This is a genomic window from Alteromonas sp. I10 (genome assembly GCF_003201515.1).
Classification (GTDB): Bacteria; Pseudomonadota; Gammaproteobacteria; order Enterobacterales; family Alteromonadaceae; genus Alteromonas; species Alteromonas macleodii.
This window is the reverse complement of the sequence record NZ_QJJN01000004.1, coordinates 234,820-257,383: the sequence shown is the minus strand read 5'-3', so window position 1 is coordinate 257,383 and position 22,564 is coordinate 234,820. Positions and strand designations below refer to the sequence as shown.

Genomic DNA, 22,564 nt, shown 5'->3' with positions numbered 1-22,564 from the left:
TGTGCTAACTAATTGCTATATCTGTATGAACATTTTAGAAAAAATCACACAAAACCAAGCGGCATTCAGTAAATCTGAGAAAAAGGTAGCTGAAGTAATTCTAGCTAACCCACAAACGGCCATTCATTCGAGTATAGCAACCCTCGCTAAGATGTCGGATGTTAGTGAGCCTACCGTAAACCGTTTCTGCCGAAGACTTGATACTAAAGGCTTCCCAGACTTTAAACTGCATTTAGCGCAGAGCCTGGCTAACGGCACGCCTTATGTAAACCGCCATGTTGATGAAAACGACAGCCCAGACGAATATACCAATAAGATATTCGAATCGACCATGGCGTCCCTGGAAGTGGCGCGCCAATCTGTGGATGTGAACGTGGTAAATCGCGTTGTTGATTTACTTACACAGGCACAGAAAATTTCATTTTTCGGCTTAGGCGCTTCAGCTTCAGTGGCACACGATGCACTAAATAAGTTTTTCCGCTTCAATGTTCCAGTGGTCTACTTTGAAGATATTCTGATGCAGCGCATGAGCTGCATGAACTGCTCAGATGGCGATGTTGTTGTATTGATTAGCCACACGGGCCGAACTAAAAGCTTAGTAGAAATAGCGCAAATTGCCCGCATGAACGACGCTACTGTAGTAGGAATTACCTCAGCAGATAGCCCGCTGGCACAGGAATGCAGTTACGTGTTATCGCTGGAAGTACCAGAAGATACTGATATGTATATGCCTATGGCCTCTCGCATCGCGCAGCTCACGCTAATTGATGTACTGGCAACCGGCTTTACACTGCGCCGCGGCAACAAGTTCAGAGAGAACCTGAAGCGAGTAAAAGATACGCTGCGTGGTTCACGTTATGAAAAGCGTGGTGAGTAATTTTCTTCCCACGCGATCAAATAAGAACCACTTACCGTAGCAATATTGGTTCAATAAATCAGCGAAAACGCCTAACTGGTCGAGCCAGTTAGGCGTTTTTGTTTATTTCATTCACATTTTTGTCAAATTCAACTATTATTCTGTAATAAAATTACGTAAAGCGATTACAGGCATACCGTATAAACGCGTAGCCTATCACTCTTTGTCTTTTCTAACTTAGAAACAGCGACGGAATCACATGACCAGAAGAACGAAAATTCTTGCCACCCTAGGACCTGCAACCGACTCACTTGAAAAGATTCAGGCACTTATTGCCGCAGGCGCAAACACTGTGCGCATGAACTTTTCACACGGACAAGCCGAAGATCACATTGAACGTGCAAAGCGCGTTCGTCAGGCAGCAAAGAACCTAGGTAAATACGTAGCGATTTTAGGTGATCTTCAGGGCCCTAAAATCCGTGTTGCTCGTTTTGCCGAAGGTGCAGTTCGTTTAGAGGTAGGTGCAAAATTCATTCTAGACGCTGAATTAGGCCGCGACGAAGGTGATATTAATCAAGTAGGTATTGATTACAAAGCGCTTCCTGATGATGTATCAGCAGGCGATATTCTGCTTCTTGATGACGGCCGTATTCAGCTTCGAGTAACTGGCGTTGAAGGCCGCAAAGTGATTACTGAAGTAACAGTAGGCGGCAAGCTTTCAAACAATAAAGGCATTAACCGTCAAGGCGGTGGTCTTTCTGCAGATGCACTTACCGAAAAAGACAAAGAAGACATTAAAACCGCCGCGAAAATTGGTGTTGATTATCTTGCAGTGTCATTTCCTCGCAGCGGCGCAGACTTGAACTACGCGCGAGAACTTGCCGAAGCAGCTGGCTGCTACGCAAAAATTTGTGCAAAGGTCGAGCGTGCTGAAACGGTGGCGTCTGACGAAGCCATGACGGATATCATCAGCGCTTCAGATGCGGTAATGGTTGCTCGTGGTGACTTGGGTGTAGAAATTGGCGATGCGGAACTTGTTGGTGTTCAAAAGAAACTGATTGCCCGTTCTCGCCAGCTCAACAAGGTTGTGATCACCGCGACGCAAATGATGGAGTCGATGATTGACAGCCCTATGCCTACACGTGCAGAAGTAATGGACGTTGCAAACGCTGTACTAGACGGCACTGACGCGGTAATGCTTTCAGCTGAAACAGCGGCGGGTAATTTCCCTATTGAAACAGTTGCAGCTATGGCTCGTGTTTGTGAAGGCGCGGAAACACATCCAAGCGTTAAAATTTCCAAGCACCGCATGGATCAGCAGTTTTCTTCTACAAGCGAGTCAATTGCTCTGTCTGCGGTTTACGCCGCGAACCACTTGCCAAGTGTTAAAGCGATTGTAGGTTTAACTGAAAGTGGAACTACACCAACGTTAATGTCTCGCATTACTACATCTCTGCCAATTATTGCGATGTCTCGTCACGAATCAACGCTTAACACGATGGCGCTTTGCCGCGGCGTTAAGCCGGTTTTCTTTGACTCTTCAAACAGTGAACCTGGCAAATTGAAGTACGATGTCATTGCATCACTTAAAGAAAAAGGGTTAGTAAAAAGCGGCGACAGTATCATCCTGACTTACGGCGATGAAATGGAAAAAGTGGGCGCGACCAATACCCTTAAAATCGTAGAAGTCGAATAGCAACGAATACACTATTAAAGCGAAGCAAATGCTTCGCTTTTTTTTGCCTGTAATTTACTAAAGCAGTGGTAAGCTGACGCTTATAATAAGAACACTCAACTAAGTCAGTATCAAAATTACAAAAAACATATCCAACCAAACAACGAGAATTCGTTAACACTCCTCGGGACAACAACGACAAAAATAAGGATAGAAATGCAGCTCATTTTCAATCGCTACACACGTTTTTCAGCAATTATAACGCTCTTGGCACTTTTCACTCATAGCGTATGGGCAAATACACAGCACGTACACACCATGAAGCGTGTAGAAGTAGCTTCGCAGAACGCTCCGTTACAGCCAATAATGATTCAAGGCCCCATGCCCATTGAAGCCGAATACTTTGCTGCGCTTTTGGATAACACTACAACAGAGTATTCAGGTAATGCGGTATTCTATAAAGGGACACTAGACGGGTATCCCATTGTGGTAGCTAAAACCGGTAAGGGTTTAGAAAATACAGCGGCCGCCACCGCTATTGGCATAGAGAGATACCACCCTCGCCTTATCATCAATCAGGGAACATCAGGTGGCCACGATCCTTCCTTAAAAGTTGGTGATATTGTTCTTGGCGAACGCAGTATTAATGCATCCAACTTTAAAACGCCCAAGCTGGCTCAAGGAGAAGGTTCTCATCCGTTTAATTGGCTACCGATGGATCTTATGGCGTCAGAAGGCAGCGCGGGAGAAGGAAGTAGCGCTAAAGACGCAGAAAAGTTGCGTTTTTATTTAGGAGACAAACAGCTCATCAACCTAGCTCTATCGCTATCCAAGCAGTACAAACGCGGGAACGTCGTTAAAGGTACGATTGGCAGCGGTAACTTTTGGAATAACGAGTTAGATCGAATAGCATGGCTTCATAAGAATATGGGAACGAGTGTGGAAGAAATGGAAACCGCTTCTGCAGCGCAGATTGCACATGCCTACCACGTTCCCTTTTTAGGTATTCGCGTATTGTCGAACAACATTACCAACCATGGTGAATATGACCCAACCACGGCCAAAGATTGTCAGGCCTTTGTTGAAAAAGTGGTAAGAGCTTATATTTCTGCGCTGTCGGAATAAATTTGGAAAACACTCAAACGAAAAACGCGCCCTACATTGTAAGAATGTAAGGCGCGTTTTCATGTATAGCCTTTGTATTAGATTGCTTGAGCGGTATAAGTTTCCGCATCTTGACTAACATCATTCGCGTATTGAGTAAGATGGTGATTTAGAATATTTTCGGCGCGCTCAACAAACTCATCACGCTTAAATTTCCAACCTCTTAAATCGGCTTGCTTAGCCTGTGCAATGTAGTGCTCTAGACGCGTTTTTCTCAATAGATGTGCCTTTTTCGACAAATCAAATTCTACCAATGAGAAGTTTCGCTGTACTTTTTGAATATCCATGTGAACGGGGCGCTGTTCGTCATCAGCAGATGCCTGGCTTACGGATAGCTTTCCTTGCCCAATTACACCGACTATAACAATGATTGCTGATACCACTAAGCCTGAATAAACCCACTTTAAAAAGTTCATGCCCCACTCCTTGAACGATTTTGCACTTGTATCGATAAGCTCGCTACAATCCACTTAATTAAAACTATTTATCACCAACGTATTGAGTCATTCGACTTTTTAAGTTTCTAGCTTTCACGTTGCAGCAGATGTTTTCTGCCTGACAATACAAACTTTCGTCTATTCAATACATCAAGTAATTCACTCATATCTACTTAACCATATGCACCTTCCGCACCATATAGTTAATCTTTATTTTTCAGCAGCTTAGACCAACCCAAAACTTATACTAAAGTTGTATAAGGTACTTTCTACACACAGCAAGATAAAATTTTCCTTTCAGATTTAATAAACTCACTCCCCTCAATGCTGTACACTCATACAGTATTGAGATATACCACAACAAGCAAAGTACTGGTATGGAATCTTGTTTTTTTCAGACCGTCTACCACGTACATTTGCCTAGAGAAAGTGACCATTTGCGATGCATGACAAACTCATTCAAAAACTCGAAATTCTTTCAGATGCCGCTAAGTATGACGCTTCTTGCGCAAGTGGCTCCGCCGGTAAACGAAAAGCAGGTAAAACTGACAAAACAGGAATAGGTTCGCTCACAGGAGGGTCAGGGATATGTCACAGCTTTACCCCTGATGGTCGATGCGTATCATTACTTAAGATCCTAATGACCAACTATTGCATATACGATTGCCATTACTGCATCAATAGGGTGTCTAGCAACGTTCAACGAGCGCGTTTTACCGTTAAAGAAACGGTTGATTTAACGCTTAATTTTTATAAGCGTAACTACATTGAGGGATTATTTTTAAGTTCCGGTATTGTCGGCTCTCCTGACCTGACTATGGAGAGCATGGTACGCATCGCGAAGTCTCTTCGCATTGAACACGGATTTAAAGGATACATTCATCTTAAGACCATTCCGAATGCATCTCCTGAACTACAGGCTGAAGCTGGCTTATATGCCGATAGGCTAAGTATAAACATCGAAATGCCGACACAAAATTCGTTGAACAAATACGCCCCGGAAAAAGACCTTGCTGAAATTCACGGTTCAATGAATACATTGAAAGACAAAATAAATGAACACAAAGTAGATAAAACCTACTCGGGTAAACGCCCACCTCGCTTTGCTCCTGGCGGACAGTCCACTCAGATGATCATAGGAGCCGATGACTCAAATGATAAAGTTATCCTTGGCACGAGTGTCAAACTGTATGGTCAACAAAAATTGCGGCGCGTTTACTATTCTGCATTTTCGCCCATCCCAGATGCGTCTGAAGTCTTGCCTCTTAAACCGGCGCCACTTATCCGTGAACACCGACTTTATCAGGCCGATTGGCTCCTGCGCTTTTATGGATTTGGTTTAGATGAAATCGTACATAACGACATGCTAGATATGGAGCACGACCCCAAGCTTGCGTGGGCGCTACGCAATCGCCACATATTTCCCATCGATTTAAACAAAGCTGACAAGCTACTTTTATTGCGAGTTCCTGGACTGGGAGCACGCACAGTACAAAAAATTCTGGCTATTCGACGTTACACAAAGCTTAGCTGGTTCGATCTCACAAAAATGCGTTTACCCTTACAAAAATTAAAACCGTTCATTACTGTTAGTGATTATTCCCCCGCTATCCATTTGCTCGATAGCAGTAACTTTGAACAGCAATTTAAACAACCAAAACAGTTTGAATTGTTCAGCGCTTAATCTAATTGGTACCACAATGAAAAAAGTAACAATTTCATCAGTGCCCGGATACGACGAATGGCGAAAAGCATCGAGAGAATGTCTAGCCCAACACATACCTCCGGAGAACGTTACATGGCAAACTTCGCAATCTAACCAAGACGACTTGTTTGCCGTGACCGATTCGGCCAACGCTATTGGTGAAAGCCAAACGAATTACAGAATTCCCAGATCAGTTTTAACGCTGTTGAAGTATGCGTTATGCCACCAAGCCCCCGATCGTTTCGCTTTATGTTACCGCGTTTTATGGCGAGTAGTTTTCGAAAACAGAAACCTTATTCACTTAAAAACTGACGAAGATGTGTTGCGTCTCAACATGCTGGCTAAAGCAGTAAAACGCGATGCATATAAGATAAGTGCTTTTTTGAGATTTCGAGAAGTCGTACTTGACGGACAAGAGCATTTTATTGCGTGGTATGAACCAGAACACTTCAGCTTGGAGATGAAGCTCGATTTTTTTCAGACTCGTTTTAAAAATATGTGTTGGTCAATACTTACCCCTTATCGAGCTGCGCATTGGAATACTAAAACACTTGTTTTGGAAGATAATCCTGACCCTAGTATCATTCCAAATGATGACAGAATTGAAAAATACTGGCTTACGTATTATGCAAATATATTTAATCCTGCCCGCGTAAAAACAAAGGCGATGTTAAGTTCAATGCCAAAAAAATACTGGAAGAATATGCCTGAGACGTCGCTTATTAACGATATGATACGCCACTCGGATGCTAGAGCGCGTAAGATGATACTAAATGGGAAAAAAGTGGAGAATGGTGAATGAGTTCTCCTGACAAATATTAGCAGCTGTGCTTCCCTTGTTTTTTGCGATTTGGAAAGCTCTGTAAAACGTGACCAGAAAAAAAGGGGCCGAGGCCCCTTTTTTTGTGTAAAGCAACAATGATATTAGTTCATCGCAGTTTCAGTAACTACACGAAGGTTGCTTTCAACATCTTTTACGTCAGATGCATTCTTGGCAATTTCCACAGCTAGATCACGCTCAGCATCAGAATCAACGTCGCCAGTCAGTGTTACTACACCGTTTTCTACGTCAACATCGATGTCGAAACCTGAAATATCGGTATCCATAAGAAGACGGGTTTTGATTACTGTGGCGATTTTGGCGTCAGTTAACTCGCTTGTGCCTTCGTCAACAGTATCTTCCATGTCATCTGACATGTCGCCTTCCATATCTTTGTCAGAGACAACCGTTAGCTTGTTGTCTACAGACGTTACACCGTCAATATTCGCTACTAGCTCTTCCGCTAGCTTTTTATCAACAGAGTTCTCAACCTTACCAGTAAGAACGACATTACCGTTTTTAACGTCAGTGTTAATGTCGAATGAATCTAGGTTACCATTGAACAACAGCGTTGCTTCTGCTTTGCCATCAATCCATGCGTCTTTGGCACCTTTCTCCCATTTATTAGTTGTGCTGTCTGTGTCCATGTCACCTGCATATGCAGCTGTAGTCAAAGTTGTAGCAACAATCATAGAAATAAGTGAACGTTTCATAACATTTCTCCTTTGTCGAAACTCGTAGATAGTCATGCCAATTCCTTGCCAACAAAATAAGGCATTGTTTTATATTATAAAAATTCAAATCCAGGGCTAGTTAAGTAAGTTTTGTTTTGCAAACTTTGCCTTTGTTTGAGAACTTTTTACTTAATTTTGTTAATGCCCAAAACTCGTCAACTTCACTTAAGAAAAGCACCTATTAATTGTACTAGGGGATAACTTTTTGTCGTTGGCCGCCGCTAAGTTGCAGTGATACTTAGGTTAAACTTATTTCACAAAGCTGCCGTAGTTATAACGATTTGTGTCGCTTCACTGGGGCCTGTTGACCTTTGTTGTACATTTTTGCAGCGGTCTGTGTGCCATCTAGACAAGGCGAATGTTTGACGGTTTAGTGGTTCTAAATCGAGAACATTCAACGCAGTATAGATGGCACAAAGGCGCTGCCCGAAGGGGTCGTTATGGAAGCCTTTTACTCTTTGTCACAGTCCTTTAACTTAGCCCGCTAGGCTTGCAGGACTGTTTCGCGATTAAAAGGCTTCCATTTAGACCAAAATTCGTACACCAAAGGTCAACAGGCCCTAGCTATAGTCATCAATTTAGTTTTGCAGACAGAAGCAACATGTGGAGTGTTTTTCGTTAATTAAACTCAAGGACCAACTAGACATGGATACTGCACTAACTGCTGTTTCAGTCTTATTTATAGCCGTAAGCTGGGCCCCTTTGCTTCCTTCTTCTCATTGGTTAGTAAGAGTGTGGGAATTTCCGCGACTACAAATAGCAGCTATCATTTCTTTGTTAATTGCTGGGCATATTTTTGAATCAACCTATTACGCACAGATAGATAGCCTAGCAGTAATTATTGTCGCTGGATTAACAGTTAGCCTTATTTATCAGGTTATCTGGATCATTCCTTATACCCCTCTGTATAAAAGAGAAGTTAGGCACGTCGAGGTTGAGAGTGCGAGCCAAAAGCTAAGTGTTTTATCAAGCAATGTGTATATGCCTAATGACGATTTTCGCAAGCTCATTGAACATGTACGTAATAAGCAACCTGATTTTCTCGTAACGTTGGAATCTAATGAGAAGTGGCAGAAAGGCATCAGTGAAATTGAATCTGAATACCCGTATCGTAAATTTTGCCCACTCGAAAACCTCTACGGTATGCACCTTTATAGTAAGCTTCCCTTTGAAGAGGTCTCATTGCGATTTTTAATAGAAGAAGATGTGCCGTCTATGAAAGTGAAAATCAATCACCACGGACAAGATGTCACGCTATATTTTCTTCATCCAAAACCACCAAGCCCAACAGAAAACACGTATGCAAAGCCCAGAGACGTAGAACTTACTGTTGTGGGGGAAGAAATAGCTAAAACAGAGGGCCCTATTGTCGTCGCTGGCGATCTTAACGATGTAGCTTGGTCACCTACTACCAGAAAGTTCAAGAAAATAAGCGGACTTTTAGACCCACGAGAGGGGCGCGGTTTTTTCAATACATTTCACGCGAAATATCCTTTAGTGAAATGGCCGTTAGACCACGTATTTCACTCGGAGCATTTTGCATTGGTCAATATAGAGAAGCTTGAAAGCATAGGCTCAGACCACTACCCGCTTTATACCGAACTAGCGCTAATCACGGACAAGGAGTAATACTCAAGACTGTAAATCTAATGAGAGCTACGGTGTTTGACACACCACATGAGGCTATCACACGCCTCTTCACGCTTTTTAAAATGGGCTAGCCCTATTAGCTTGTTATCCCGAGGCCAAACCGCTTGGTTTAGCACCTCTTGATCTTCTGCCGATAGTTGTTCGCTATCTAACACAATCTCAACCGCTTTTTTGTTGGGTTTTATTAATGTGGGGTTAGCTTCTTTGACCAGAGCAGAGTTCACACAAATATACTCTCTCTTAACAGGGTCTCTCACCACGCCGATGTAGTTGTTGTCGCAAATTATAGCTGGCCAGCCTTCCGTTATTCTGCTCTGTCCAAACATTACGAGTGTAAAAGCAACAAGAACGAAAAGTGTTAAACCGATAAATTGAGCGCTCAAATCTGGTGCTACGCTTACAATAACGCCGACAACAGCTGCGAAAAATATCCAGCCGCCAAATACTCTGCGCATAGCATTTGGTGAGATACCAGATATAACATCAACCACCTTTAATGATTGTTTATCATAGTGTCGAATGAATACAGACGATTGTGATTCCACAGCCTTTGTCCACCAGAAAAAATACGAAATTCAGAAATTAATACGTTACAAGTAAGGCTGAAGATTTACCTACACTCTGAGTGAGTAAAAACCAATAATATGAGATTAGTTCTACTCGAAAGAAAACGTGTTAAGCAATATTTGTAGGAATATTTAAACTATTGAATTGTAATGTTTAACCTACTGACCAAGCATATCAAAATATGTGGGAACGGCAAAGCAATTACGCGCTAGATGCACAGTAAAACAAGACTTATGAAAAGAAGCGTCATGTTAAACTGCAAATTAGAACAAACCACCAAAAATTTACATAAAAAACTGCTGTTGGCCTCCATACATTCGTTTGTAAATTTTTCTCTCACTTTGCACCTCTTGCTTGCCTTGGCGCTCAACCATTGCTGAAAATTCTCGAGAACAGAATTTTTAAACAAAGCTTTTAACTAATAATCAATAACTTACAAAACAGGAACACTCTTTGCTTCTACGAAAGTATAACGTTCAACGTTTCATGTCGTCGTTATTACAGGTTCAACAAATTAGAAAGGGAGGAAGAGTATGCGTTCACCAATAAGTGCAGTAACTATTGTTAAGAGCAGAACTGAGAAGCTGGCCAATTTGATTACTCAGTTAGAGCAATGCTCTCCAACGCCAGATGAACTAGTCATTGTTTGGATGGCACCTCCTTCTGATTTGTCACTCGTACGCAGTGACAAATTCGACATTGTTCACAAGTTTGTGACTCAAGATGCTCTTCCGATAGCGAAAGCGCGCAACAAGGGTATGTCAGCGGCCAAGCACGCGAATTTAGTCTACCTAAACGTAGACGCAGTTATTGCCCCATCGCTTTTTAGAGATGGCTTGCTTGCGCTTCGTGACAACACCGTAGTGTTTACATCAGTGGTGTTTTTACCCAATGAGCGCTGCAGTAAGCCCTACCGACAAATTTCAAAAGATGAAAAAGAAATCGGTTATTTAGCAAGTAATGACGACACGTTACCCGAAGACGACAATAACGAAATACCTTCAAGAGATCAGGAAATTAATCATGGAAAGTTTAGTGACGATAGTATTTGTTCTACAGTGTTTTTTATTCGTAAGGCAGACTTTCAGAAAACCGGCGGCTTCGATGAAGGCTACGCGGGTTTCGGACTAAACGACGAAGATTTCTTCACTAACTGTAGAGCATTAGGGTTTTCGTTAGAGCAACTGCCCACGCGAACATTTGCACCACACCGCCCTAATTATCAATGCCCGATAAATCACCTTTTAGACTTTGTTCATAATGCACAGCGTTTTCATTCGAAATGGGGATTTTACCCATGTGTCAATGTATTGAACGCGTATGCAGACCAAGGTTTTATTAATGCTGACTTCAAGCAAAACGGCATTAAGATCAAGCACCTCCCCCAGCAGGTAGAGGAAGACACACCAGGAGCTCCGGCCGAGAAGCCAATGGTAACGAACGCTCAGAACAATATCGCGTTCACATCTTTTCATTCCCCAGAGAAAGAATCTGGTCTTCTGAGCACTTCAGCTTAAGCGATCTTGCATTGTGGCGGGAAAGCACTCGAATTAGATGCTCGCGAGCAATAGAAAGCTCGCGAGTGCAGTAATTGTTAGATATCAAACTTTACGTCTGAAGGCATCTCTACTGGTTACTGTTGACGCGCTTCTGCGATGGCGCTTGGCTTTTCGTGTTGCCAGTTAAGTCGCATATCCCACTTGAAACGATGTTCAGGCTTAAGCGGTAGCTGTTCGGCATCAATAGTGCTTAACACATTAGTCGCCTTAGTCAGCGTTGCATCGCGACCGAACAAATAGCTTTGCTCTTTCACTATGGTCAAATACGCTTTGTTCAACGCATACGCGCGCTCTGGTGAAGGAGTAATGATGTCGTACACTGACTTGGCACGTTGCACTTCTTCCACCTTGACCATGCCTTTTTCATCAAACCATTTGGCCAGCATTTCTCCGTTTTGACGGAACTCATCGCCACCGCCCACGCGCTCCATATAAGTAAGGAACTCGCCTTTTTCCTCGTTGATATTTGGCACATCTTCAATTTCACGCAGGTCTATATAGCCCCACCCTGCTTGTCCGGGAACTTTTCGTGCAAATGAAAATGTTTGGTCGAAGGTTGACCCTACTGTTTTGTGACAGCCGTTACAAAACGCAAGCTCTTGATCGTGCTGTGCACGAAGTTCGCCCTGCTCATTTTCAATGAAGCCATTAATTGTCCAGCCAAAGCCGTTGTCTATTCCTTTTTCACCTAAGTAGCGGGTTTGGGGCAGCTTTTCAAAATGCTTATCTTTTGCTTCCGCATAATAGGCAGATGCTAAGCTTTCTCTGCTTCTGAACATATGCTTTTTCATGTAGCGCACTTCCTTCATACGCGGCGCGTTATAAATATTCCCGTTTTCATCCACGCCAATGTAGCGCACGGTATGTAAGAATTCTGTACCTTCGGGGTAAAGCATGTGCGCTAGCGGAACATCGCTTGCGTCGCCAACATAATGCGACAAACGAGCGATTTCAGTCACTGAATTGGTAAGTTTTCCGTCTTGGTTTACGTCAAGGTTCAACGCTAATTCGTTGACCGGCGCCACAGTTAACGTATCCAGCTCTTTAAGTGCCATTTCAACCAAGCTTAGGTTCAATGTATAGATAGCCTTATTATACTTGCTATTTAGCCTTTGAAAGCTTTCAGGAAGTCTGATCATAGCATCGCCGGTTGACCCGTTAGTCGGCCAAAAAGTACTTGGGAAAGGCTTGTAATTATACGACACCCATCCACTGCCATCTTTAGCAAAACCGTCGCCATCAAATGCCTTGTCAGCGGCGCTCAAATTTTCAATACGCATGTAGTCTGGCATGGCGTCATTGTTAAGCGAAGCGGTATAGTTGTCTTGCGCTATATATTTTTTAATCGTGGCATCATCAATGCCCGCAATTAGTGATGTACGGTCAATAAACAGGTTTTTCCAGCTGTTTGTTAACCCTACGTCAGAAAATTCGTAGTTGCCCTGTAACGTACCATCGCCCATTTGATTAGGACGCTTTTCCATTGAATCGTAACTTTGGTGGCATGCATAACATGGGTTGTTAACACCTTCTGTTTTGGTGTAACACTGGGGAGGAATAACAGATTCAGGGTTATACACTTCATCGTGTTCAATATATGCCAGAGCGGGAATAGCATCGCCTTCTTGATAAGGATAAGCGTGGGTGCTGTCGGTCTTTTCGTGAGTAGAAGGAGGCAGTTGCGTGTCAACTGTAAAGCTTGTTGAGTTTTGCTCATAGTTTGACTGATTGTTCAAGTCAGTACCCGTGTTATCAGTGCATCCTGCACCGATAAGTAGTGAAAGCAGAATGCCTACACCTGAAGTTATTTTTAACATTTTCATAATCGTCACAACGGAAAAATCCGGGCACATAAGTGCCCGGAGTATTTTTAAATTAAAAAGAAAACTTACTTATCTGCTGGCTCATACATCCACAGCGTATTGTTTTCTTGGAAACCGTCTTCACCGATAAGAATACGGCCGTCGTTCATCACCACTACGTTATCTGGTTGAGAAAGCTGTTCAACGTCACAACGCTCGGCGCCAGTTAGGCTTGAACGGTACGTACCGCCCATCACCACAGGTTCAATACGAGAGATGTTATAGCCTTCTTCAAGCTTGGCACGATAAACACCACCACAGTCTTTAACGCGGGCTGAAAGCTGCATATCGCCTTCACCGTCAATCATTGTGTTGTCGATATCAGCGATGCCGATGTAAAGGTATGCATTCTGTACCACTTCACCTTCGATAGTATCTACACCTTCAACCGCTTCCTTTGCGCGTTTCTGGTTGATTGAGATACCTTCCAGTTTTCTCCACTCTGCGGTAGCCCCTTTAAGACGAGCCGCTGCACGACTCTCTAAGAACGCTACTCGGTTATCCATTGGCTGTCCTGCTGTTACGCTAGAGCCACCTTCCTCTACCGTTGGATAGGTCGCATCGCCATCAGCCCATGCTTGAACGTCGGCCATAGTAATGTAAGAACTTTGTCCATCCACGTAATCGTCGGTACCAATACCATTGTATTCATCAATCCACGCGCGAATAGTCAGGTTATCACCGCTAGCAAATTCCACCCATTCAACCGCAAAACCAGTTGTCGCAGGATCATTCTGACCTGCATCCTGAGTGAGCTTAGCGCCGTAGAGTGTACCTGCCGATAAGTCTTCAGCTGTGTCTGCGACAAACTTAAACAGTACGCCACCCGTATCATCTTGAGAAAGGTAAACCGTTTTGCCGTCAGGCATGACCGTTGAGTTCTCATGCTCGTAACGGCCCATGGCAAAATGCTTAACAATAACCGGCTCATCAGCCAACGGCTCTGTTACTTCCGCAATGTAGCCATAGTTGTACGGGTTTGGCGCATCTGGCGCCGTCATTTGCCACATACGACCTAAGCGCGCATCTGTAGAAACGGCCTCTGGGTTATTCCAGCTTGGTGATGTTGTCGTATCCACCGCCGAATCAACCACCCACTCTTCTGAAGTAAGCGGTGTACCCCAAGGTGACATTGAACCAAAGCAGTTTGCCGCCGTTCCCCACACTGGCGAGAAATCCAGCATCATGGCTTCAGTTACTTCCCACATACCAAACTCGTCTTTTTCAACTTTCATGCGGCTCATACCGCCAGGAAGCTCTTCCCAGTTCGAGAAAAGGTAACCTTCGCCTTCGGCGGTTGAGATGAAGCCGTTAAAATCAGGCATGTCATTTTCAAGAACCAACTCTTCGCCATCCAACGTGTAGATGTGACCTAAGCCTTCTGGCAGGTCAGTACCGAAAGTGTCGCCCGTTTGTCCAAGTACTTGATATTGACCAATGGCAGAAACCACCAGCTCTTTTTCTTCATCTGAGCTTGGTACAGGTGAATTTGGTAATGTTACTGGCAGATTGTTGAAGTTAGCACCTGCAAGCACGCCCACTGTACCGGTGTTGATAGGCATTGCATTTACACTGGTTGTCGCCGCATTAGTGCCAGACGGGTGCTGAACGTTAAAAAATAAATCGCCTTCGTCTGTTAAGAATATACCGGTCACTTCTGCACCAAGTGGAACCGTAGCGATACGTGTTAGCGTACCTGCACTATCACCTTGAGGACCTTGATCGCCCACCGGGCCTTGATCTCCTACTGGGCCTTGCTCACCTACAGGGCCTTGTACACCGTCTTCGCCATCGTCACCTTCCAGTGAACAGGCAGTCATCCCTAGTGTTACAGCCAGTGCTATCGCTGAATACTTAATTCCACGAAGAGTTTCGCTTTTCATTATAGTTCCTTGCTTATACTTGTTTTCGATGTTGAGTGGAGGTAAGCAGAAGACTCACCTCAGTAAACGGTCTTAGCGGGCGAAAGTCTGGAGGACATTTGTGACATTCCGGTGACAGTGAATTGACACCAAAATGAAGCTTTATTGACACAAGGGTCTGAAAAAACGAATAAAACAAATGCGAAAATTTACGAAGGCGCTGTAAACATTGGGATTATTGAATACTCAATCAAGAAAACCTGAACCACTCAGTCAGTTTATGAATTATTTGTTTCACAATACTGGTCAGAGCTTTGTGCCTGTGAACACAACAGGACATAACTGCTTGAAAGTTGGATGGGCTAAAAATGGAAAAAGAGGGTAGTTGGAGAAGGCAATTAGAGAAAGACATAATATAAGCTAACGGGCTACGCATTTCGCTAAGGCCCGTTAGCCCGGTCGCTACGTAATACTTAGTTTAAGACGGTAAGAGGATGATTATACATCTTTAATTTATTAACCAGATAATCTTTAAACTGCTTTGCAGTTTGTACATCACTGCTGCGCTTAGGCCAAACCGCGAGAATTTTATAGTCTAAAGTGGTTAAAGGTTTGAACAATACAAGGTGATCATGTTCACCCTCGAATACCTTTTCGACCTGATCTAACCGATAAACAACGGCCAATCCTAAGTTGTCATTATCTGCCAAGATACTTTGCGTTCCCCAAGTCGCTACAACGCCCCACTCACCACGCTCGGCTTTAATCACCTGCATTCCATCATGCGCCACTAGACCTGCGACAATATTATCCGATGGCTCTGATACAGAAACGCTGATGTGGGTGGTGGGGTCAAACGCATCAATTCGATAGTGCGTGGTAACGTCGATGCTGTCCGCTTTCGCATCAGACGATGACCACCCTTCGTAGCCAACCTCGAACTCAGCCCGCAACTGAGAGTTCGAGACTAATTGGTATTGCGTAGTCTCTACATGCTGAAAGTGCATAACTGTCTGCGTTGAGGAGTCTTGGGTTTCTTGTTCTGCTAATCGACCTAGCGCACCCACGCCCAACGATTTACCAACTTTAAGCGCGTCTCCACCCCACGAAGATAAATTATGATAGCTATCGTAGCCGTCTTGCCCCACCTCAGGTAATACTACACTGTCGTTCGCTTTAACAAAGACATCAATAGCGTTACGCCAATCAAGATAAAGGCGATAGCCCATTTGATCAGACTCCCAACCTGGTCCTTCGTAACGCAAAAAGTAAGAATGATCGGTCAATTGCGGAGGCGATGTGAATGAGGTAACTTCTTCAAAAGAAAAAACCTCAGCGCTATATACTGCGTCTTGCCACTCTCCTCCTGTTCTTACGGAAAGTTCAGCGTGTGCCCGGTCTTGGAGGTTAACATTCGTAGCTTGCTCAGGTGGCATAAGTTCCAATGACGCACTACTTCCTGGCGCAATGGATGCTGCACCTAGTAACACCGCTTGCCCTTCGCTATTCTCAATCCATTCTGACGGATATTGCTTTAACTTCCACCCCGAATATTGCGGGGGAATAGATACTTCGAAAATTTGATCGCCGCTACCTCCGTCTGCCGAATTTTTGACCTTAACAGACAAAGCCGAATTTATATCCCCTTGTGAGCAACTTGCCAATAATGGCACCAAAATTAGACCTATCTTACTAAATTTCATCACTTTTATGCTCCCCATCGGTTGTTAACGCATTTAACTAATTAACGATATTTATAAACAATATATTGACAAATGCCACCGGTGGCAATTATTTTAAATTTTGTTAACGAGATTTTTCAATTTAGTATGTCGATAAAATTCGTCATACCCATGAACCATTTAGTGAAAGGTAAATTACATGGTCAACTTTAGCCTAGAAGGTAAAACCGCATTAGTGACCGGAGCAAGTCGAGGTATAGGCCAAGCGCTTGCTTTAGCACTCGCCACTTCTGGCGCCTTCGTCATCTGCGCCAGTTCTCGACCAGGTGGATGTGACGAGACACTACGTAAAATTCAAAGTGAAGGTGGTCAAGCCATGGCATTAGATGCCGACCTCGCTGATGCCGACGCGGTAGTTAAACTTGCTGAAGATGCGTTAAGCATTAAAGGACACATCGACATCCTGCTGAATAACGGCGGCACTATTTTCAGAGCACCAGCAACCGACTTTCCTTTTGACGAGTGGAAAAACGTGCTTGCTGTCAACATCGATTCAGCTTTCCTACTTAGCCAAACTATTGGCAAGACGATGGTAGAACGGGGACAAGGCAAAATCATCAATATTGCATCAATGTTAAGTTATACAGGTGGCATCACCGTTCCTGCTTACACCGCGAGTAAACACGCCATTGCGGGCCTTACGAAAGCGCTAGCAAACGAATGGGGCCAATACAATGTGCAGGTGAACGCAATTGCGCCAGGTTACATCAAAACCGATAACACCCAAGCACTGCAAGATGATGAAACACGCAGTGCTGAAATTTGTGCCCGCATTCCAGCTAATCGCTGGGGGGAAAGTGATGATTTAGCAGGTGCGGCGGTATTTCTTGCGAGCGCAGCAAGCAATTACGTAAACGGCCATATCCTTGCTGTCGACGGCGGCTTTCTAGCACGTTAATTAACGAATGGGGATACAGCCATGAGCAATAAAATAGACACCCGATATGCTATCGGTCGTAAAGAGGCCAATGCTTACAACACGCAAGAATTGCGTGACGCGTTTTTAGTCGACACCCTAATGACACAAGGTAAAGTCGTATGGATATACACCCACTACGAACGCTTTATGCTTGGAAGTGCCGTACCGACAACGTCAGCGCTAACGCTAGAAACCATTGAAGATCAGTTAAAGATGCCGTTCTTTACCGCCCGTCGCGAAGTCGGTGTAATTAATATCGGCGGGCCTGGAACCATTACTGTTTCAGGCACCACTTATCACCTTGATAATGAAGAGGCCTTGTACATCGGACAAGGCAATGAAGAAGTCATTTTTGAGTCGGACAACGCGTCCAATCCTGCCAAATATTACTTAAACTCGGCGCCGGCTCACCACGCCTATCCCTGCAAAAAAATAGGCAGCACAGATGCAAACATCCTTCACTTAGGCAGTCAGGAAACCTCCAACAAGCGTGATATCAAACAGTTACTTATCAATACTGTTGTCGATACTTGTCAGCTTCAAATGGGACTAACGCGTCTGCATACAGGCTCTGTCTGGAACACCATGCCAGCTCATCAACATGACCGACGCAATGAAGTGTACTTTTACTTTGATATGGATAGCGAAAGCCGCGTGTGTCACTTCATGGGCGAACCTCACGAAACTCGCCATATTTTTGTAGCGAATGAAGAAGCCGTGGTATCGCCACCTTGGTCCATTCATTGTGGTGTAGGTACTGGAAGCTATGCATTTATCTGGGGAATGGCAGGTGAAAACCTGGATTACGATGATATGGATAAGTGTCCGCCTTCACAGTTGCGTTAAGCAGCCCTGCTCTAAATAGGTGTAATGATTATGTTGCGGTATATAAAACTCACACTATCAGCCACGGCCCTGTTGCTAACCTCGGCGTGTTCGCAAAATGAACTGAAAGGCGAAGTCACCGTATTGCGCTTGGGGCATACGCTGGACACTCAACACTCAGTACATAAAGCAATGGAATATCTTGGAGAGCGCCTAGATTACTATTCTGACGGTACAATGAGTGTGGTTATTTACCCGAGCAGCCAGCTGGGAACCGAGAGGGAGATGGTAGAACTGCTGCAGATTGGCTCACTCGCCATGACTAAGGTGTCGGCAAGTCCTTTGGAAGGGTTTGCTCCCGAAATGAAGATTTTTAGCATTCCCTACATTTTCCGCGATAACGAACACTTCTGGCGTGTATTAAACAGCGACTTAGGCGATGAGTTGCTATCTGGTGTTGAAGACTTCCGACTTAAAGGTCTCGGCTATTACGATGCGGGAAGCCGCAGTTTTTACACCAACGACAAACCAATAGAAACACCAAGCGATCTGAACGGACTCAAAATTCGCGTGTTGAACAGCCCCACTGCAGTAGCAACAGTTCGCGCACTTGGAGGAGCTGCAACCCCCGTTGCCTGGGGAGAACTGTACACTGCGCTTCAGCAAGGCGTTGTAGACGGCGCAGAGAATAACCCGCCCAGCTACTACCTTTCACGTCATTATGAAATTGCCCGTTACTACAGCCTTGACGAGCATACCAGTGTTCCAGACGTCATGCTGGCATCGCTGCCGGTATGGGAAAGTTTGAATGAACAGCAGCAAACGTGGCTAACCAAAGCAATGGAAGACTCTGTTGAATACCAACGCGAACTTTGGAAAACATCTACGCAAGCCTCTTTAGAAAAGGTAAAAGCCGAAGGCGTCACAGTTATTACGCCTGATAAAGCGCCTTTCGTTGAAGCGGTAAAGCCTTTTCATAAGAGCTTTGAAGACACGCCAATTGGCGACTTAATTACGCAAATAAAAGCGATGTAACAATGACAATAATACGCCTCATCGATAAAGCCTTAGCCGGCACCCTTATTATTGCCATGGTAAGTATTTTACTTACCGTAATTTGGCAAGTGGTCTCACGTTACGTACTTAAAGACCCCGCTTCGGTCACCGAAGAGTTGTCTAGGTTCATACTTATTTGGATTGGCATCTTAGGTGCGGCCTACGCCTATCGCCAAAACGCGCATTTGGGGTTCAACTTAATTGTTGAGCGTCAGTCTCGTAAAGTGAAACGTCTTCTACTTACCTGCGTTGAAGTCATTGTCATTATCTTCTGTGTTTTGGTGATGGTTTACGGCGGCGCTGAACTAGTGTCTCTTACATTAGAGCTAGAGCAAATCTCAGCAGCGCTAGGTGTGAAAATGGGCTTTATCTATAGCGTGCTTCCCTTATCTGGAGGCCTTATCATTGCCTATGCACTGGTTAACATTACTGCACTTTGGCGAAACAACAATAAGGAGTCAGCGTAATGGAACTGACCGGTATTATCTTAGTCGTCGCCTTTTTTGTACTCCTTCTTTTAAATGTTCCTATTTCAATCAGCATTGGTGTAGCCACGCTGCTTGCTATGGTAATGAGCATGGACATTGCTCCGGCTACCATTACTATTGCCCAGCGTATGGCTGGTGGTCTTAATAGCTTTGCGCTCTTGGCAATCCCATTTTTTGTTTTATCTGGCCTTATCATGGGACGCGGCGGGATAGCCAAGCGATTAATTGAATGTGCAATGGCGCTTATTGGTGCGCTTCCCGGTGGTTTAGCCTTGGTGAATGTTGTTTCCTGCATGCTTTTTGGTGCAATTTCAGGGTCTGCGGTAGCGACTACGTCTGCTATTGGTAGCTTCATGTTGCCCGAAATGAAAAAAGCGGGCTACGAGCCGAATTTTAGCGCAGCGGTCACTGCCGCTGCATCAACTACGGGAATGTTAATTCCACCAAGTAATATCTTAATTGTATACGCAATCGCTAGCGGTGGCGTATCCATCGCTGCCCTTTTTATGGCTGGCTATATTCCAGGCATTATGGTGGGTCTAGCGCTCATGCTGGTGTGCTTTATCTACGCAAAAATGAAGGGATACCCCCTATCGCCGCGACTTCCTATTAAAGTAGTTGTCGAAAAAACTATCGCAGCACTCCCTTCTCTATTCCTCATATTCTTAGTGATTGGCGGCATTGTAGGCGGCGTTTTTACCGCTACCGAAGCTGGTGCCATTGCGGTGGTTTACTCATTGCTGTTAGCTGTGGTGTTTTATAAAGAAGTGGATGCGAAAGCCCTACCTGATATTTTCTTGAAGGCGGCAGAAACGACGGCAATTGTAATGCTGCTTATCGCGGCCTCAACAGCGATGTCTTGGCTATTGTCGTTTGAGAACATTCCGCAAACCTTAAGTAACGCACTGTTGTCGATAAGCGATAACCCATTACTTATTCTTCTCTTAATCAACCTATTGCTTATCGTAGTTGGTGCATTCTTGGATATGACACCTGCCGTCCTTATTTTTACGCCCATATTTTTGCCGGTGGCCTTAGAACTTGGAATGAGCGAACTGCAATTCGGCATCATGCTCGTGCTCAACCTGTCTATTGGATTGTGCTCACCGCCCGTCGGCGCCGTACTTTTCATTACCTGTGCCATTGCCAAAACCAAACTTGAGAACATCATTCGACCGCTAATACCTTTATATGTGGCTATGTTTGTCGTTCTTATGCTAGTTACGTATGTCGCATGGTTCAGCGAAGCGCTACCACGTGCACTAGGATTTTAGTAAGGTAGAATCATCAAAACTGAAAGGTGTGGTCAGGCGTAGTTTGATCACACGAACTTTCACTTTTGAGTAACAAAAACATATTGCCCGTATTTGTGTGGTAATATCGGAAGTAACGACATAATAGCGCGGAAAAACAGAGAATTATGAACAAGCGCCCGACGATCAATGATGTTGCAGCCCTAGCAGGTGTTTCAAAGCGTACCGTGTCACGCGTCATTAACGGTGCGACCAATGTGGGAAAAGCAACACGTGAGCGCATTGAAGCGGTCATTCAAGAAACGGGGTTTGCCCCTGACAAGCAAGCGCGTGGTTTAAGTACTAGCCGCTCATACTTGATAGGCCTAATTTACGACAACCCCGATGCCTTGTATATCGACCAAGTGCAAAGAGGCGTGTTAAGCATATGTTCTCAAAAGGGTTATGAGTTAGTTGTACACCCTTGTAGTTATAATGCCGAAGGTTTTGTAGAAGACTGTATTAACTTTGTACGTCGTTCAAACATAGACGGTGTCATCATATTGCCACCGGTATCCGAATCGAAGTTATTAGCCGACGCGCTGCAGCAAAAGAGCATTAACTATGTGCGAATGGCGTCAGTAGATTTAGATGACCATCAAAATATCGTAGTGAGTGACGACAGAGCTGCTTTAAGTGATTTAGCGCGCTATATGGTTTCACTAGGTCATAAAGACATTGGTATCATCAGCGGTCCGCAACAGTATTATTCCTCAAAAGAGCGTTTGGAAGGCTTTGTTGAAACGCTTAACGGCCTGGGTGTCGATGTACCTAAAAACAGGGTAATTGAGGGTAAAAACAGCTTCGAAAGCGGTATAGAATGCGCGCGTCAATTGCTTATTCAGTCACCACGAGTTAAAGCTATTTTTGCAAACAACGATGAAATGGCAGCAGGCGTATTGAAAGTGGCTCATGAAATGGGAATAACCGTACCTGACGAACTATCCGTCGCGGGGTTCGATGACAACCTACTTGCTGCCCGTGTGATCCCTGCCCTTACCACTGTTCAACGTCCCGTTGGCGATATGGCAGCTATCGCAGCGCGTAAAATCATCGCGCACATCGAAGGCAGTGAAGTTAGTGAAACCGAAACGTATCTGGTCAAACCTCACCTAATTATTCGCGATTCAATCAAAAAAGTGTGATTTTTTACAATGAAGTGTTGCTAACACTTCTTTTTCGACCTATTATGCCACCGGTGGCACGACAATAAAAAAGAATGTTAAAAATAAACAATTTGTAAACAGAGCGTAAAAAGCAACGTTTTCTAATCTATCGCTCTTTTTAAATACACAGTGCTTATTTAACAACGCTTAGCGGTTAAATAAGCCGTAAAGATAAAGCAGGACTT

Annotated in this window: 19 protein-coding genes; 13 read left to right on the top strand and 6 right to left on the bottom strand. The window is 44.2% G+C overall.

Annotated features, from left to right (window positions below):
* The first annotated feature begins 25 nt into the window (after positions 1–25).
* The 3 genes from BZA03_RS10125 (at position 26) to BZA03_RS10115 (ending at position 3,656) form a co-directional block, all read left to right on the top strand.
* Positions 26–877, top strand: a complete 852-nt coding sequence (locus BZA03_RS10125) for a MurR/RpiR family transcriptional regulator (RefSeq protein WP_014949854.1) — start codon at positions 26–28, stop codon at positions 875–877.
* A gap of 238 nt (positions 878–1,115) precedes the next feature.
* Positions 1,116–2,552 (top strand): pyruvate kinase, encoded by a 1,437-nt coding sequence (pyk, locus tag BZA03_RS10120; RefSeq protein ID WP_014949855.1) that lies wholly within the window; start codon positions 1,116–1,118, stop codon positions 2,550–2,552.
* Positions 2,553–2,747: 195 nt separating this feature from the next.
* Positions 2,748–3,656: a 5'-methylthioadenosine/S-adenosylhomocysteine nucleosidase gene (locus BZA03_RS10115; RefSeq protein WP_110288701.1), complete on the top strand. Its 909-nt coding sequence runs from the start codon at positions 2,748–2,750 to the stop codon at positions 3,654–3,656.
* A 77-nt stretch (positions 3,657–3,733) separates the two neighbouring features.
* Here the strand turns inward: BZA03_RS10115 and BZA03_RS10110 are convergent, their stop codons facing one another.
* Positions 3,734–4,111: a hypothetical protein gene (locus BZA03_RS10110; RefSeq protein ID WP_014949857.1), complete on the bottom strand. Its 378-nt coding sequence runs from the start codon at positions 4,109–4,111 to the stop codon at positions 3,734–3,736.
* A gap of 463 nt (positions 4,112–4,574) precedes the next feature.
* On the opposite strand from BZA03_RS10110, the gene BZA03_RS10105 reads away from it, so the two are divergent.
* Positions 4,575–5,816, top strand: coding sequence for a putative DNA modification/repair radical SAM protein (locus BZA03_RS10105; RefSeq protein WP_110288700.1), 1,242 nt, complete (start codon positions 4,575–4,577; stop codon positions 5,814–5,816).
* A gap of 16 nt (positions 5,817–5,832) precedes the next feature.
* Positions 5,833–6,639: a TIGR03915 family putative DNA repair protein gene (locus BZA03_RS10100; RefSeq protein ID WP_110288699.1), complete on the top strand. Its 807-nt coding sequence runs from the start codon at positions 5,833–5,835 to the stop codon at positions 6,637–6,639.
* A 122-nt stretch (positions 6,640–6,761) separates the two neighbouring features.
* Here the strand turns inward: BZA03_RS10100 and BZA03_RS10095 are convergent, their stop codons facing one another.
* Positions 6,762–7,370: a BON domain-containing protein gene (locus tag BZA03_RS10095; RefSeq protein ID WP_110288698.1), complete on the bottom strand. Its 609-nt coding sequence runs from the start codon at positions 7,368–7,370 to the stop codon at positions 6,762–6,764.
* Between the two features lie 666 nt (positions 7,371–8,036).
* On the opposite strand from BZA03_RS10095, the gene BZA03_RS10090 reads away from it, so the two are divergent.
* On the top strand, positions 8,037–9,020 hold the full coding sequence (locus BZA03_RS10090; protein ID WP_110288697.1) for an endonuclease/exonuclease/phosphatase family protein: 984 nt from the start codon (positions 8,037–8,039) through the stop codon (positions 9,018–9,020).
* 17 nt (positions 9,021–9,037) lie between these two features.
* Here the strand turns inward: BZA03_RS10090 and BZA03_RS10085 are convergent, their stop codons facing one another.
* Positions 9,038–9,586, bottom strand: a complete 549-nt coding sequence (locus BZA03_RS10085) for a hypothetical protein (protein WP_014949862.1) — start codon at positions 9,584–9,586, stop codon at positions 9,038–9,040.
* Between the two features lie 555 nt (positions 9,587–10,141).
* Here BZA03_RS10085 and BZA03_RS10080 point away from each other — a divergent pair.
* On the top strand, positions 10,142–11,125 hold the full coding sequence (locus BZA03_RS10080; protein WP_110288696.1) for a glycosyltransferase family 2 protein: 984 nt from the start codon (positions 10,142–10,144) through the stop codon (positions 11,123–11,125).
* Positions 11,126–11,241: 116 nt separating this feature from the next.
* Here the strand turns inward: BZA03_RS10080 and BZA03_RS10075 are convergent, their stop codons facing one another.
* The 3 genes from BZA03_RS10075 to BZA03_RS10065 all read right to left on the bottom strand — a co-directional run bounded on the left by BZA03_RS10075 (position 11,242) and on the right by BZA03_RS10065 (position 16,594).
* Entirely contained in the window at positions 11,242–12,990 is a 1,749-nt protein-coding gene (locus BZA03_RS10075) for a hypothetical protein (protein WP_110288695.1), read from the bottom strand.
* Positions 12,991–13,055: 65 nt separating this feature from the next.
* Entirely contained in the window at positions 13,056–14,912 is a 1,857-nt protein-coding gene (locus BZA03_RS10070; protein ID WP_110288694.1) for an alkaline phosphatase PhoX, read from the bottom strand.
* 452 nt (positions 14,913–15,364) lie between these two features.
* Complete coding sequence (locus BZA03_RS10065; RefSeq protein WP_110288693.1) at positions 15,365–16,594, bottom strand: DUF4861 family protein; 1,230 nt, start codon at positions 16,592–16,594, stop codon at positions 15,365–15,367.
* A 178-nt stretch (positions 16,595–16,772) separates the two neighbouring features.
* Between BZA03_RS10065 and kduD the strand changes: the two genes are divergently transcribed.
* The 6 genes from kduD (at position 16,773) to BZA03_RS10035 (ending at position 22,358) form a co-directional block, all read left to right on the top strand.
* Positions 16,773–17,531 carry a 2-dehydro-3-deoxy-D-gluconate 5-dehydrogenase KduD gene (gene kduD / locus BZA03_RS10060; RefSeq protein ID WP_014976831.1) on the top strand — a complete coding sequence of 253 codons (759 nt, stop codon included), beginning with the start codon at positions 16,773–16,775 and terminating at the stop codon, positions 17,529–17,531.
* A gap of 21 nt (positions 17,532–17,552) precedes the next feature.
* Positions 17,553–18,398, top strand: a complete 846-nt coding sequence (gene kduI / locus BZA03_RS10055) for a 5-dehydro-4-deoxy-D-glucuronate isomerase (protein WP_110288692.1) — start codon at positions 17,553–17,555, stop codon at positions 18,396–18,398.
* 30 nt (positions 18,399–18,428) lie between these two features.
* Entirely contained in the window at positions 18,429–19,412 is a 984-nt protein-coding gene (locus tag BZA03_RS10050) for a TRAP transporter substrate-binding protein (RefSeq protein ID WP_110288691.1), read from the top strand.
* Positions 19,413–19,414: 2 nt separating this feature from the next.
* On the top strand, positions 19,415–19,900 hold the full coding sequence (locus tag BZA03_RS10045; RefSeq protein WP_014949872.1) for a TRAP transporter small permease: 486 nt from the start codon (positions 19,415–19,417) through the stop codon (positions 19,898–19,900).
* Positions 19,900–21,195, top strand: coding sequence for a TRAP transporter large permease (locus BZA03_RS10040; RefSeq protein WP_014949873.1), 1,296 nt, complete (start codon positions 19,900–19,902; stop codon positions 21,193–21,195). The genes BZA03_RS10045 and BZA03_RS10040 overlap by 1 nt, the downstream gene beginning before the upstream one ends.
* A 146-nt stretch (positions 21,196–21,341) precedes the next feature.
* Positions 21,342–22,358 (top strand): LacI family DNA-binding transcriptional regulator, encoded by a 1,017-nt coding sequence (locus BZA03_RS10035; protein ID WP_014949874.1) that lies wholly within the window; start codon positions 21,342–21,344, stop codon positions 22,356–22,358.
* Positions 22,359–22,564: the final 206 nt, after the last annotated feature.